Source organism: Amycolatopsis samaneae (assembly GCF_039541975.1).
Classification (GTDB): Bacteria; Actinomycetota; Actinomycetes; order Mycobacteriales; family Pseudonocardiaceae; genus Amycolatopsis; species Amycolatopsis samaneae.
The window spans coordinates 333,788-346,854 of sequence record NZ_BAABHG010000007.1 but is presented as its reverse complement, the minus strand read 5'-3'; the positions used below and the strand labels follow the sequence as shown (position 1 = coordinate 346,854).

At 68.7% G+C, this 13,067-nt stretch carries 15 protein-coding genes; 8 read left to right on the top strand and 7 right to left on the bottom strand.

Annotation, left to right across the window (positions count from 1 at the left end):
• Positions 1–4: 4 nt before the first annotated feature.
• The gene (gene phoU, locus ABD987_RS20700) at positions 5–670 is read left to right on the top strand and encodes a phosphate signaling complex protein PhoU (RefSeq protein WP_345395772.1); all 666 of its coding nucleotides are present in this window, start codon (positions 5–7) and stop codon (positions 668–670) included.
• A gap of 442 nt (positions 671–1,112) precedes the next feature.
• On the opposite strand, the gene pstB is transcribed toward phoU, so the two are convergent.
• From pstB to ABD987_RS20670, 6 genes are all read right to left on the bottom strand, one after another.
• Positions 1,113–1,889 carry a phosphate ABC transporter ATP-binding protein PstB gene (pstB, locus tag ABD987_RS20695; protein ID WP_345395769.1) on the bottom strand — a complete coding sequence of 259 codons (777 nt, stop codon included), beginning with the start codon at positions 1,887–1,889 and terminating at the stop codon, positions 1,113–1,115.
• A gap of 3 nt (positions 1,890–1,892) precedes the next feature.
• Entirely contained in the window at positions 1,893–2,810 is a 918-nt protein-coding gene (gene pstA, locus ABD987_RS20690; protein WP_345396220.1) for a phosphate ABC transporter permease PstA, read from the bottom strand.
• Positions 2,811–2,812: 2 nt separating this feature from the next.
• Positions 2,813–3,733, bottom strand: coding sequence for a phosphate ABC transporter permease subunit PstC (pstC, locus tag ABD987_RS20685; protein ID WP_345395766.1), 921 nt, complete (start codon positions 3,731–3,733; stop codon positions 2,813–2,815).
• A gap of 195 nt (positions 3,734–3,928) precedes the next feature.
• Positions 3,929–5,056, bottom strand: a complete 1,128-nt coding sequence (pstS, locus tag ABD987_RS20680; RefSeq protein WP_345395763.1) for a phosphate ABC transporter substrate-binding protein PstS — start codon at positions 5,054–5,056, stop codon at positions 3,929–3,931.
• A gap of 225 nt (positions 5,057–5,281) precedes the next feature.
• Positions 5,282–6,184: a mycothiol synthase gene (mshD, locus tag ABD987_RS20675; RefSeq protein ID WP_345395761.1), complete on the bottom strand. Its 903-nt coding sequence runs from the start codon at positions 6,182–6,184 to the stop codon at positions 5,282–5,284.
• Between the two features lie 80 nt (positions 6,185–6,264).
• The gene (locus tag ABD987_RS20670; RefSeq protein WP_345395758.1) at positions 6,265–7,020 is read right to left on the bottom strand and encodes a winged helix-turn-helix transcriptional regulator; all 756 of its coding nucleotides are present in this window, start codon (positions 7,018–7,020) and stop codon (positions 6,265–6,267) included.
• 166 nt (positions 7,021–7,186) lie between these two features.
• Between ABD987_RS20670 and ABD987_RS20665 the strand changes: the two genes are divergently transcribed.
• The 5 genes from ABD987_RS20665 (at position 7,187) to ABD987_RS20645 (ending at position 10,455) form a co-directional block, all read left to right on the top strand.
• The gene (locus tag ABD987_RS20665) at positions 7,187–8,098 is read left to right on the top strand and encodes an LmeA family phospholipid-binding protein (protein WP_345395755.1); all 912 of its coding nucleotides are present in this window, start codon (positions 7,187–7,189) and stop codon (positions 8,096–8,098) included.
• A gap of 4 nt (positions 8,099–8,102) precedes the next feature.
• Positions 8,103–8,534, top strand: a complete 432-nt coding sequence (locus ABD987_RS20660; RefSeq protein WP_345395752.1) for a TlpA family protein disulfide reductase — start codon at positions 8,103–8,105, stop codon at positions 8,532–8,534.
• 295 nt (positions 8,535–8,829) lie between these two features.
• A complete protein-coding gene (locus ABD987_RS20655) occupies positions 8,830–9,264 on the top strand; it encodes a DUF4395 domain-containing protein (RefSeq protein WP_345395749.1) in 435 nt (144 codons plus the stop codon).
• A 46-nt stretch (positions 9,265–9,310) separates the two neighbouring features.
• A complete protein-coding gene (locus ABD987_RS20650) occupies positions 9,311–10,147 on the top strand; it encodes a sulfurtransferase (protein WP_345395746.1) in 837 nt (278 codons plus the stop codon).
• Positions 10,147–10,455: a DUF1416 domain-containing protein gene (locus ABD987_RS20645; protein WP_345395743.1), complete on the top strand. Its 309-nt coding sequence runs from the start codon at positions 10,147–10,149 to the stop codon at positions 10,453–10,455. The genes ABD987_RS20650 and ABD987_RS20645 overlap by 1 nt, the downstream gene beginning before the upstream one ends.
• 60 nt (positions 10,456–10,515) lie before the next feature.
• Here the strand turns inward: ABD987_RS20645 and ABD987_RS20640 are convergent, their stop codons facing one another.
• On the bottom strand, positions 10,516–10,914 hold the full coding sequence (locus ABD987_RS20640; protein ID WP_345395740.1) for a helix-turn-helix domain-containing protein: 399 nt from the start codon (positions 10,912–10,914) through the stop codon (positions 10,516–10,518).
• Positions 10,915–10,959: 45 nt separating this feature from the next.
• Here ABD987_RS20640 and ABD987_RS20635 point away from each other — a divergent pair, with 45 nt between their 5' ends.
• Complete coding sequence (locus tag ABD987_RS20635; protein WP_345395736.1) at positions 10,960–12,324, top strand: DHA2 family efflux MFS transporter permease subunit; 1,365 nt, start codon at positions 10,960–10,962, stop codon at positions 12,322–12,324.
• Between the two features lie 128 nt (positions 12,325–12,452).
• Positions 12,453–13,067 (top strand): heme-binding beta-barrel domain-containing protein, encoded by a 615-nt coding sequence (locus ABD987_RS20630; RefSeq protein ID WP_345395733.1) that lies wholly within the window; start codon positions 12,453–12,455, stop codon positions 13,065–13,067.

Genomic DNA, 13,067 nt, shown 5'->3' with positions numbered 1-13,067 from the left:
GTTCATGCGTGAGGCTTACCATGTCGAACTCGAACAGCTCGCCGACCACCTGGCCGGAATGTCGGTCCAGGTCGCCGATGCCATGGAACGCGCGACGCGCGCGCTGCTGGAGGTCGATCTCGCCCTCGCGGAGCAGGTGATCAGCGACGACGCCAAGGTCGACGACGCCCGCGCCGAGTGCGAGGAGCAGGCCTACGCACTACTCGCGTTGCAGGCCCCGGTGGCGACCGACCTGCGCACGGTGCTCGCGGCCATCCACGCGGCGGAAAGCCTGGAGCGCATGGGCGATCTGGCGTTGCACGTCGCGAAGGCCGCGCGCCGCCGTCACCCGGAGCCGGTGCTCCCGGACGCCGTGCGTGACGACTTCGCCAGGATGGGCGATCTCGACGTCAAGCTGGCGCGGCGCGTGGAGCAGATCATCAAGACCAAGGACGTCGCCGCCGCGAAGGATCTGGAGACCGAGGACGACGCGGTCGACGACATCCACCGCCACCTGTTCACCGTGCTGATGGACCGCGACTGGCCGCACGGGGTCGCCGCGGCGGTCGACGTCACGTTGCTCGGCCGCTTCTACGAGCGCTTCGCCGACCACGCCGTGTCCGTCGCCCGCCGGATGATCTTCGTGGTCACCGGCAAGATGCCCGGCTACGGCACCGACGACGAGATCTGATCCGGATTTCCGAAGGCCCGTGCTCCGTTTTTGTTGGGGCACGGGCTTTTTCGTGTCTTCGGCGCCCGCAGGTCCGTGAATGCCACATTGAGGGACTCTGAGTCCCTCAATGTGGCATTCACGGACTGGGGAGTACTCCGCGCAGTGGCACACCGAATTTCTTACACGGCAAGGGATCTGGGTCCGCAGGCCCGGTTGTCCACAGCCACCGTCGCATGTGGACAACTTCGGCCCTCCACGCCCATCGCCGGGGTTTCGTCACACCCCGGCGGTAGAATGGTGCGGGGCCGCCCCCCAACGGGAGGGTGGGGGATGCGTAGGTGATGGCCCGGCACGGAGTCTTGCCGCGGGAAGTGGGCGGAAAGGTCCGTGGGGGCCTCCTTGAGGGAGCCAGAGTCCCTCAAGGAGGCCCCCACGGACCGATGCCGGAGAAGCCGCGAGATCAGCCGAAGCGGCCCGAGATGTAGTCCTCGGTGGCCTTCTCGTCCGGGTTGGAGAAGATCTTCTCCGTGTCGTTCAGCTCCACGAGGCGTCCCGGCTGGCCGACCCCGGCGAGGTTGAAGAACGCCGTCTGGTCGGAAACCCGCGCCGCCTGCTGCATGTTGTGCGTGACGATGACGATCGTGTAGTCCTTCTTCAGCTCACCGATCAGATCCTCGATCGCGAGCGTCGAGATCGGGTCGAGCGCGGAGCACGGCTCGTCCATCAGCAGCACGTCCGGCTGCACCGCGATCGCCCGCGCGATGCACAGCCGCTGCTGCTGACCACCGGAAAGGCCGCCGCCCGGCTTGTTCAGCCGGTCCTTGACCTCGTTCCACAGGTTCGCGCCACGCAGCGCCCGTTCGGCGATCTCGTCGAGTTCCTTGCGGTTCTTCGTGCCGGCCAGCTTCAGCCCGGCCACCACGTTGTCCCTGATGGACATGGTGGGGAACGGGTTCGGCCGCTGGAACACCATGCCGATGGTGCGACGCACCTGCACCGGGTCCACAGAGGACGCGTAGATGTTCTCGCCGTCCAGCAGCACTTCGCCGTCCACTCGCGCGCCGGGGATGACCTCGTGCATCCGGTTCAGCGTGCGCAGCACGGTCGACTTGCCACACCCCGACGGCCCGATGAACGCGGTGACGTTACGCGGCGGCACCGCCAGCGTGACGCCGTCCACGGCATGGAACTTGCCGTAGTAGATGTCCAGGTCCTTGACGTCGATTCGCTTGGCCATGACTCACTTCTTCTTCGGGGCGACGATGCGGGAAAAGACCGTGGCGAGCAGGTTGATCAGCGCGATGATGAGCACCAGTGTCAGCGCCGCGCCCCAGATCCGGTCGAAACCGACGCTGCCGGGGTTCATCGAGTTGGTGACGCGCTCGTTGTTCATCAGCAGCGGCAGCGAGGCCTGCTCGCCGCTGAAGATGTCCCAGTGCACGAACGCCGAGTAGCCGACCAGCACCAGCAGCGGCGCGGTCTCACCCATGACACGGGCGAGCGCCATCATCACACCGCCGATGATGCCGGACAACGCGGTCGGCAGCACGATCTTCATGATCGTCTTCCACTTGGGGACGCCGAGCGCGTACGAGGCCTCACGCAGATCGTCCGGGACGATCCGCAGCATCTCCTCGGTGGACCGCACGACCACCGGGATCATCAGCAGCACCAGCGCGAGTGACACCGCGAAACCACTGCGGGGCAGGCCCAGCGTGGTCACCCACAGCGCGTAGATGAACAGAGCGGCCACAATGGACGGAACACCGGAGAGGATGTCCACCATGAACGTGGTGGTCTTGGCGAGCTTGCCCCGGCCGTACTCGACGAGGTAGATCGCGACGAGCATGCCCAGCGGCACCGCGATGACCGCGCACACCACACCCTGCAGCAGGGTGCCGATGATCGCGTGCAGCACGCCGCCGCCGACCTCGTCCGAGAGCACCTCCCCGAAGTCCTCGGTCCACCAGTTCGAGAACGGGAGACGCTTGATGCCGTTGGCGATCACCGTGAACAGCACCCACACCAGCGGCACCACGGCGACGAGGAACGACAGCCACACCAGCACGGTGGCGAAACCGTTCTTCGCCTTGCGAGCCAGGCTCACCTGCTGGAAGGCCGGTGCCACGGCGGGCTTTTCGAGCGTGGAGGTCGGCATGCTCACGCCCCCTTCTTGCCGATGATCGCGCGGGCCGCGAAGTTGACGAGGAAGGTGAGGAGGAACAGCACGAGCCCGGCCGCGATGTAGGCACCGGCGGAGGTCGCGTTGTTGAACTCGCTGTAGTTCGCCGCGATCTTCGAGGCGAACGTCGCGCCGCCGTCGAAGACGCTCCAGGTGAAGAACCGGCCGACCGGGATGAGCAGGATGACCGCGAGCGCGATGGTCTCACCCAGCGCGCGCCCGAGCCCCAGCATCGAGGCGCCGATGTACCCGGCCTTGCCGAACGGCAGGACGGTGGTGCGGATGACCTCCCAGCGCGTGGCGCCGAGCGCGAGCGCGCCCTCGATGTGCGCGGTGGGGGTCCGCTCGAAGACCTCGCGGGTGAGCGAGGTGATGATCGGCAGGAGCATCACCGCGAGCACCACGCCCGCGGTGAAGATCGTGCCGCGCACGCTCGGCGCGACGTTGCCGGGCGCGAAGATCGGGATCCACGAGAAGGTGTCGTTCACCCACTGCGAGAACGGCTCGATCGCCGGGGCGAGCACGAGGATGCCCCAGAGGCCGAAGATGATCGACGGCACCGCGGCCAGCAGATCGATGACGTAGGCGAACGGCCGGGCGAGCTTCTTCGGCGCGTACTGCGTCAGGAAGAGCGCGATACCAAGGGAAACCGGCATCGCGATCACCATCGCGACCACCGACGTCGCGATGGTCACCTCCAGCAGATCGAGAATGCCGAAGGACATGTTGTTCGGGTCGTTGGTCGACCAGGCCTTGGAGAACAGGAAGCTGGCCTTGTCGGCCCGCAGCGCCGGGATGGCCTGGACGAGGAGGAACAGCCCGATCAGACCGATCAGGAGCACCACGAACAGCCCGGCGCCGGTGGTCAGGTTCTTGAAGATGCGGTCACCGGGCCGCACCTTCCCCCGTGGGGTACCCGCGGGCTCGGTGGCCGGCGGGGCGGATTTGTCCGAAATCGGGTCCTCCGGAGGCGTGTGGAGGGACGACGAACGCCCACCGGGGTCACCGGTGGGCGTTCGCGTCGAGGACGAGTCACTCATCGACTGTGTTGGTCCAGCCTGTGTCTAGTAGTCACACCGGGCACGGGCAGCCGGTCAGGCGATCGCCTTGGCGGCGGTGAGCACCTTGTCCTGCAGGCTCTGCGGGATCGGCACGTAACCCTTGTCCGACAGCGGCTTCTGCCCATCGGTGGCGGACACGGTCAGGAACGCCTTGATGGCCTTCGCGACGTTCGCGTCCGAGTACTTCGAGCAGACGATCTCGTAGGTGGTGAGCAGCAGCGGGTAGGCGCCCGGGGTGTTGCTCGCGTAGATCGCGTTCAGGTCGAGGGCGAGGTCGTTGCTGCCCTCCTTGAGGAACTTGGCGGCGTCCAGGGACTTCGCCACGTTCGCGGCGTTCAGCTCGACACCGCCGGAACCGCTGTCGATCAGGGCCGGGGTGAGGCCGTCCTTGGCGAACGCGCCCTCGACGTAGGTGATGGCACCGTCGCCGGCCTTGACCGCGGTGGCGACACCGTTCGAGCCCTGCGCACCGTTGCCGACGCCGCCGTTGAACTTCTTGCCGGCGCCCTGCTTCCAGACGTCCTTGGCGGCCGCGCCGAGGTACTTCTGGAAGTTGTCGGTGGTGCCCGACTCCTCGGAGCGGGAGACGACCTGGATCGGCTTGTCCGGCAGGTTCAGGCTCTCGTTGCCCTTGACGGCCTTGATCGCCGGGTCGTTCCAGTTCTTGATGCCGCCGTTGAAGATCTTGGCGATGACGGTCGGGGTCAGCGTCAGCTTGTCGACGCCCTTGAGGTTGTAGGCCACCGCGACCGGGCCGACCACGAGCGGGATGTTCCACGCCTCGGCACCGCAGCGCTTCTGCGCGGCCTCGGCGTCGGCGCCGGTGATCGGGGAGTCCGAGCCACCGAAGTCGACCTGGTTGGCGTTGAACTGCTTGACACCGGCACCCGAACCGCTCGCGGTGTAGTTGACCTGCTGGCCCTGGCACTTCTTGCCGTACTGCTGCTTGAAGATTTCGACGGCCTTGTCCTGCGCCGTCGACCCCTCACCGGACAGCGGGCTCTTCCCACCGCAGTCGACCTGGGCGGTTCCGGTGGCGGCCGGCGCCGAAGCCGAGTTCGAGCTGCTCTTGTTCGCCGCGGGGTCCGAACCACACGCGGTGAGCACGAGAGCGGCGCTCGCCACGATGCCAATCGCACCCAGGGGCCGCATGATCTTCACTGCATTTCCTCCACTAGGAGTCTTGCGGGACCGGCGGGCCGGGTCGCCCGCGCCGGATCCGGACATTAGGCAGCCACGGTGGACAGGCGGCCCTTTCCAGGTGAACGAAAAGTGAACAAGGCGGCCGATGTGAGTAGCGCTACTAGTCCGTGTGAGTGCCGTGTCACAGCTGTGACCTGGGCGTCCGCGCTTTGTGACGGATTAATCGCAAAGCGTTCTTAGTGTTCACAGTCCGTACTGCACGTCGGTCTCGAAACGCGTGAACCCGAGCTTCGTGTAAACCGCGAGCGCCGGGGCGTTGTCACCCTCGACGTACAAGATCACCTGACGCAGTCCGCGCGCCGCCAGGTACCGCAGTCCGGCCAGCGTGAGCGCCTTCCCGAGCCCGCCGCCCTGCGCGCCGGGGTCGACACCGACGACGTACACCTCGCCGACCGGCTCGCCGCCGAACCGGCCCGGTACCGGCTCGTGCACCTTCGTCCAGTGGAAGCCGACGATCTCGCCCCGCTCGTCCTCGGCCAGGAAGAAGCCGTCCGCGTCGAACCACGGCTGCTTCTCCTCGGCGCGGACCTCGTCGGCGGTGAGCGCACCCTGTTCGGGGTGCCAGTCGAAGGCGCGGGCGTTGACCGCGACCATCGCGTCCTCGTCCTGGCCGGGGACGAACGTGCGCAGCGTGACGCCGTCGCGGAGCGTCGGCTCGGGCCAGTCGGCCTTCGCGACGTCGGCGTGCAGGATGAGCAGCTCACGGGCCCGTCCCAGCCCGAGCCGCCCGGCGATCTTCGCGGCGCCGGGGTGATCACCGTGCGCCCAGACGCGGAAGCCCGCGGCGGCGTGCTCCTTGACCTCCTGCGCCAGCGCGAGGCCGTGACCACGACGCCGGTGCGCGGGGTGGACGATCAGCTCCGCGACCTGACGGCCGTGCGAATCGCCGTCGGTGTCGAGGTGGACGTACCCGACCGGGACGCCGTCCGCGCTGTCGCCGGCGAGCAGGTGCTGCCCGCCGTCGAACTCCCTGGGCAGCGGCCCGTCCGGCGAGACCTCCGGCCGCCCGTCGGTTTCCTTCGCCGCCAGCAGGATCTCCCGCACCGCGGCGTCGTCCCGCTCGTCACTCCACCCGGACAGCTCCATGACTCCCACCCTAAAGGTCTCTGAAGGCCACCATGAGGGACCAGAACGCCCTCATGGTGGCCTTCAGAGACTTGCGCGAGTCAGTGGGTGGAGAGGTCGGCGGGGAGGGGCACCTCGGGCGCGGGGGCCGGAGCCGGGGCGGACTTCGGGGTCACGCTTTTGGCGGGCCGTTCGAACTTGTAGCCGACGTTGCGCACGGTGCCGATCATCTGCTCGTGCTCGGGGCCGAGCTTGGCGCGCAGCCGCCGGACGTGGACGTCGACCGTGCGCGTGCCGCCGAAGAAGTCGTAGCCCCAGACCTCCTGGAGCAGCTGCGCGCGGGTGAACACCCGGCCGGCGTGCTGCGCGAGGTACTTGAGCAGCTCGAACTCCTTGTAGGTGAGTTCGAGGGTCCGGCGCCGCAGGCGCGCGGTGTAGGTCGCCTCGTCGATGACCAGATCGCCGACCCGCAGTTCGGCGTCGGCCTGCGCGGTGCCGCCGTCGCGCGTGGTCACCAGCCGCAGCCGGGCGTCGACCTCAGCCGGGCCCGCGGTGGGCAACAGGATGTCGTCGGTCCGCCACTCCGCGCTGACCGCGACCAGCCCGCCCTCACCGACGACGGCGATGATCGGCGTGGTCGCTTCGTCCTCACCGGCGCCTTTCAGCAACCGGCACAGGCTCTTCGCCGAGGCCAGGTCGCTGCGCGCGTCGAGGAGGATGACGTCGCGGTGCCCGGCGTCGAGCAGGGCGGTCACCTCGGGAGCGCGGACGCGTACGGTGTGGGGCAGCAGATCCAGCGCGGGCAGCACCGAAGTGGCGTCGGCTTCCGCTGTGAGTACCAGAAGGTCCAGGCTCATGAGCCACACCGCCTTCAACAAGTCGTCGCCTCGAACGTGGCTTCGGTCGGTGCTGAGTGAGAATAGCGGGTGAACGGCCGGAACACCTCCCCCTTGCTGGATCGATCACACCTGGTCAAACCGGGGACGAGGCCACGAGCCCGGAGAACAGAGGAGAGCGCACGCGATGGTGAACAGGCCCGTGACGGCACCGGACCGACCGGCCCAGGGGCCGGGCAGCGGGCGCCGTGGACGGCGTGTCCGGCGCTGGGTCATCGCGCTGGGGATCCTGGTGCTCCTCCTGGTCGGAGCCGATTTCGGGGCCGCGGCCTATGCCGAGCACACGATCTCGCAGAAGGTCCGCACCCAGCTCGGCCTGACCGACGACCCGTCGGTGACGGTGCACGGCTTCCCGTTCCTCACGCAGGCGCTGTCCGGTGACTACAGTCACATCGGTGTCACGGCCAGCGGGGTCCCGGTCGGCGACAAGCTGCACGACGTCGGCGTCAACGCCGATCTGGAGAACGTGACGGCGCCGCTGTCGGACCTCACCTCCGGCAACACCAAGTCGATCAGGATCGGCGAGCTGACCGGCTCGGTCACCATCAAGGCCGCCGATCTGGCGCGCAACGCGCCGCTGGACAAGATCGAGAACCTGCGCATCGAGCAGTCCAGCGAGGACTACGTGCGCAACGGCGACCCCGGCAAGAGCACGTCGTCCACCCCGACGACGACCACCACCACGACCACCACCGGCAAGGACACCGAGCAGGACAGCCCGACCGCGGGCGTGCGCCTCTCGGGCAACGTCCAGATCGCGGGAGAGAAGCTCGAAATCTTCTGCTTCGCGATGATCGAACTGCACGGCAAGGAAATCAGCATCGTCCCGACCCGGCTGCAGTTCGGGAATGACAAGAAGACGACGATCGTTCCCGCTGCTGTGCAGAAGGCGCTGCTGCCGAACTTCCGCGCGTCGATCAGCACGGCGAACCTGCCGCTGTCGGTGACCCCGACCGCGGTGCGGGTCGACAGCGGTTCGGTGACGATCAAGGGCAAGGCGAACGACGTGTCGTTCGCGCAGCTGTCCGCGAAGGAGTGACGCGATGGCCGGGTTGTGGGTGCTGCTGGGCACGCTCGTCGTCGCCGCCGCGGTCGGTCTCGGCCTGCGTGCGCGCAACGGCCGTGTCCGCGCCCCCCGCCCGGCCGAGACGCGGCCGCTGCCCGAGGCGGTGCACGAGGCGCTCGACCCGGGCTCGGCCGTGACGCTGGTGCAGATCTCGACGACGTTCTGCGCGCCCTGCCGCCACACCCGCGTGCTGTTGTCCTCGCTCGCGGAGAAGACCGACGGACTGACCCACGTCGACCTCGACGTCACCGACCGGCCCGAGGTCGCCAACGCCCTCTCCGTCCTGCGCACCCCGACGACGCTCGCGATGTCCGCCGACGGCCGTGAGCTGCTGCGGGTCGGCGGCGTCCCGCGCCGCGAGGAACTGCTCGCCGCGCTGCGCCCTCACCTGGGCGCGCCCACCCCCTGATCAGGGGAAACCCGCGACCCTACCGCCGCGTTCCCAGCATCCGAGAGCCATCCCACGGTATGAACGGTGTTCCCACTCTGAGGGAGCACTGGGTACCCTCGCACCCGTGAACAGGCTGGCTACCCCCCTTTTGACGCAACGCCGCGCAGTGGATCTGTGCCGCGTGCGCAGCAGCCTGTGTCCGGTCCCGTCCGGCCTTGGCTGACGCACGCCCGCTCGCGTGCCGGGCCCGCCGGAACATCGCCGAAGCCGTGCCGTCCGCACGCAACTCCGCCTCGCCAAGCAGGAGGATCCCATGTCCGCCGGACCGGCCGTCGACCCGCGAGGACCGCGGTTCGCCGCCATCCTGACCACGGTCGTGCTCGCCGTCGTGCTCGTCACCCAGTGGTGGCCGCTGCTGGCGCTGCAGACGGTCGTGTTCGCGATCGGCGCGTTCATCGGGCTCAAACCCGCCCCGTACTCGATCCTCTACCGCGCGCTCGTCGCGCCGCGGCTCGGCCCGACGACCGAGCGGGAGGACGCGGCGCCGCTGCGGTTCGCCCAGGCCGTCGGCTTCGTGTTCGCGCTGGTGGGCACGATCGGCTTCGCGGCGGGCGTCGACCTGCTCGGCATCATCGCGACGGCGTTCGCGCTGTTCGCCGCGTTCCTCAACGCCGCGTTCAACTTCTGCCTCGGCTGCGAGATGTACCTGCTCATCAAGCGTTTCACCCCCACCGCCCGCGCATCGTAGAACTCCCGCCCAGCCCGTACGAACCCCCAGAAAGAGAGTCAGCTCCATGAGCCGTGAAGAAGTCCTGGTCACCACTCAGTGGGCCGAGGAGAACCTGGACACCCCCGGCGTCGTGTTCGTCGAGGTCGACGAGGACACCACCGCCTACGACGCGGGGCACATCCGCGGTGCGGTGAAGTTCGACTGGCGCAAGGATCTCCAGGACGGGGTGCGCCGCGACTTCGTCGACAAGGCGGGCTTCGAGAAGCTCCTGTCCGAAAAGGGCATCTCGAACGACGACCGCGTGGTCCTTTACGGCGGCAACAACAACTGGTTCGCGGCGTACGCGTACTGGTACTTCAAGCTGTACGGCCACGAGAACGTCCAGTTGCTGGACGGCGGGCGCAAGAAGTGGGAGCTCGACGGCCGTGAGCTGAACTCCGACGAGGTCAAGCGCGAGCCGACCCAGTACAAGGCCAAGGACCAGGACCTTTCGCTGCGCGCGTTCCGCGACGAGGTCGTCGGTTCCATCGGCTCGAAGAACTTCGTGGACGTGCGTTCGCCCGACGAGTTCTCCGGCAAGCTGCTCGCCCCGGCGCACCTGCCGCAGGAGCAGTCCCAGGTCCCCGGCCACATCCCCGGCGCGCTGAACGTGCCGTGGGCGAAGGTCGCCAACGAGGACGGCACCTTCAAGACCGAGGAAGAGATCAAGGAGCTGTACGCCGACGAAGGTCTCGACCCCGCGAAGGAGACCATCGCGTACTGCCGGATCGGCGAGCGTTCGTCGATCGCCTGGTTCGCCCTGCGCGAGCTGCTGGGCTACCAGGGCGTCAAGAACTACGACGGTTCATGGACGGAATACGGCTCGCTGGTCGGCGTGCCGGTCGAGTTGGGAGCGAAGTAATGGCAGATGACGGCTGCGGCGCCCCGGCACAGGAGGCCACGCCCGCTGACTTCGACACGAACGGCCAGGTCGTCCTCGCCGGCAAGGTGACCGGCACGGAGGGGCCGCTCGGCGGCGCGTTCGTCCGGTTGCTGGACGGCGGCGGCGACTTCACCGGCGAGGTGGTTTCCTCCGCCGACGGCGACTTCCGCTTCTACGCCGCACCGGGCGACTGGACCGTTCGCGCGCTGCACCGCAGCGGCAACGGCGAAGCCTCGGTCACCGCCGCCGGGCCGGGCCTGCACCGCCTGGCCATCTCGGTCGGCTGACAAGCTGCTGAAGGGGACTTTCCTCGCAGGTGCTGCGCGGAAAGTCCCCTTCGTCGTGTCCTACCTGTCGAAAGCCCCCTTCAGCTCCCGGTCCGTGCGCTCCCGCAGCTGTGAGCAGTCCTTGATCGGGTCCGCCTGGGGGCACGACAGGAAGTGACCGAGAAATTTCTCCGCGGCGTCCAGCTTCTCTTGCTGCGCACGGATTTCCGACAGTCGCGTTTGGACGGCCACGCGCCAGTCGCCGTGCTTGGGCCCTCGCAGCAGGACGGCGATTTCGTCCAGGCTCAGCATTCCGGTGTCCCGCAGCATCTTCACCATGGCCAGCCGGTGCAGATCGTCCTCGCCGTAGTGGCGGGCACCCGACTTCCGCGCCGGACTGACGAGCCCGCGCTCGTCCCAGAACCGCAGCGCGGACGCGGTGACCCCCAGCCAGGCGGCGACTTCCCCGATGGATCGCATGGCACGAGTTGACCTCAAGTCGGCTTGAACCCGCAATCTGTCCGGGTGACCTTGACGAAAACCGTTACCATTACCGGTCGCGCGGCACTGCTCACCGCGACCTTCCTCGGTACCTTCATGGCGCTGCTCGACGTCAGCGTCGTGAGCGTCGCGCTGCCGTCGATCCGCCGGGACCTGAACACCGACTTCTCCGCACTGCAATGGATCGTCGACGGCTACACCGTCGCGCTCGCGGCGGTGATCCTGTCCGGCGGCACGCTGGGCGACCGCTACGGCCGCAAGCTCGTCTACCTGGTCGGCCTCACCGGGTTCACGCTCGCGTCGCTGGCCTGCGGGCTCGCGCCGAACCTCGGCTTCCTGGTGGCCGCCAGGATCGTCCAGGGCGTCGCCGCGTCGGCGGTCATCCCCGGCGCCCTCGCGCTGCTCGCGCACGCGTTCCCCGAGCCGAAGGAACGCGCCAGGGTGATGGGACTGTGGGGCACCGTCGCCGGTGCCGCGTTCGTGGTCGGCCCGCTGGTGGGCGGTCCGCTGACCGACGGGCTGGGCTGGCAGACGATCTTCCTGATCAACATCCCGATCGGCGTGGTCGCGGTGTTCGCCGGGCTGCGCGGTATCACCGAGTCCGCCGACCCCGAGCACGGCGCGCTGGACCTGGCGGGGCAGGCGCTTTCCGTGCTGTGGGTCGGCGCCCTCACCTACGCGGTGATCGAGGCGGGCCGCGTCGGCCTCACCTCGCCGGTGCTCGCCGTCGGCGGGATCGGCCTGGCCGCGCTGGCGACGTTCCTCGTCGTCGAACTCCGCGCCGCGCATCCGATGCTGCCGGTCCGGTTCTTCGGCAGGCCACGATTCGCGGTCGCGATCCTGGCGTCGTTCGCGCTCGGCTTCGCCGCGTACCCGGCGGCGTTCCTGATCGGGATCTACCTGCAGCAGGTACGCGGCGCTTCCGCGACGGCCGCGGGCGTCCAGATGCTGCCCTACGTGCTCGGCAACCTCGTCGCCGCGTTCCTCGCCGGCCGGCTGTCCGCGCGTTTCGGCGCGGACCGCGTGCTGCCGGTCGGCTACCTGGTCACCGCCGTGGGCCTGGCGGGTTTCCTGCTGCTCGACGCGACGACCCCGTTCTGGCTGGTCACCGTGGTCTTCGCGGTACTCAGTTTCGGCGGTGGGCTGTCGATCACGCCGACGAATCTGGTCGGGCTGGCCGGGCTCCCCGGCAACCGCAGCGGGATCGCGTCCGCGACGGTCAACGCCGCCCGCCAGACCGGCACCGCGCTGGGTGTCGCGGCGCTGGGCGCGCTGGTGGCGCAGCGCGCGGACTTCTCCGCAGGCCTCCACCTCGCGATGGGGGTCGCCGCGCTGGTGCTGCTGGCGGTGACCGTGCTCACCGCGACGACCCTGCGCGGAGCCGGATGAGCCGGGGCGGACTATTCTCCCCGGTGTGGAGATCCTGTTTACGACCCTGCTGGTGATCGCCGGGCTCGCGACGGTGTGGTTCGCCGCGTATGTCGTCTACCGGCTGTACGCCGACCAGCGCTGAGCCCATGACCTCGAGTGGCGACGAAGCCATCGCGGCCGCGGAGAAGCGCGCCGAGAGCACGCGTGACCGGAACCTCCCGCAGTTCGACGACCTGCCGATCCCGGCGGACACGGCGAACCTGCGGCTGGGCCCGAACCTGAACGACGCGTGTCTCGCGTTGCTGCCCCTGGTCGGGGTGTGGCGTGGCGAGGGCGAGATCGACTATCCGACGATCGACGGCCCGCGTAAGTTCGCCCAGCAGCTCACGATCGCGCACGACGGCAGGCCCTTCCTCTACCACGAGGCGCGGTCCTGGCTGCTCGACGACGAGGGCAACGTCATCCGTCCCGCCGCCCGCGAGACCGGGTTCTGGCGGCCGCAGGAGGACGACACCATCGAGCTGCTGCTCACGCACAGCTCGGGAATCGTCGAGCTGTACTACGGGAAGCCGCTCAACCAGACGTCCTGGGAGCTGGGCACGGACGCGGTCATCCGTACCGCCACCGCCAAGGACGTCACCGCGGCGAAGCGCCTCTACGGCCTGGTCAACGGCGATCTCGGCTACGTCGAGGAGCGCGCCATGGTCGGCCAGGACATGCAGCCGCACGCGTCGGCGCTGCTCCGCCGCGTGGTGGGCTGA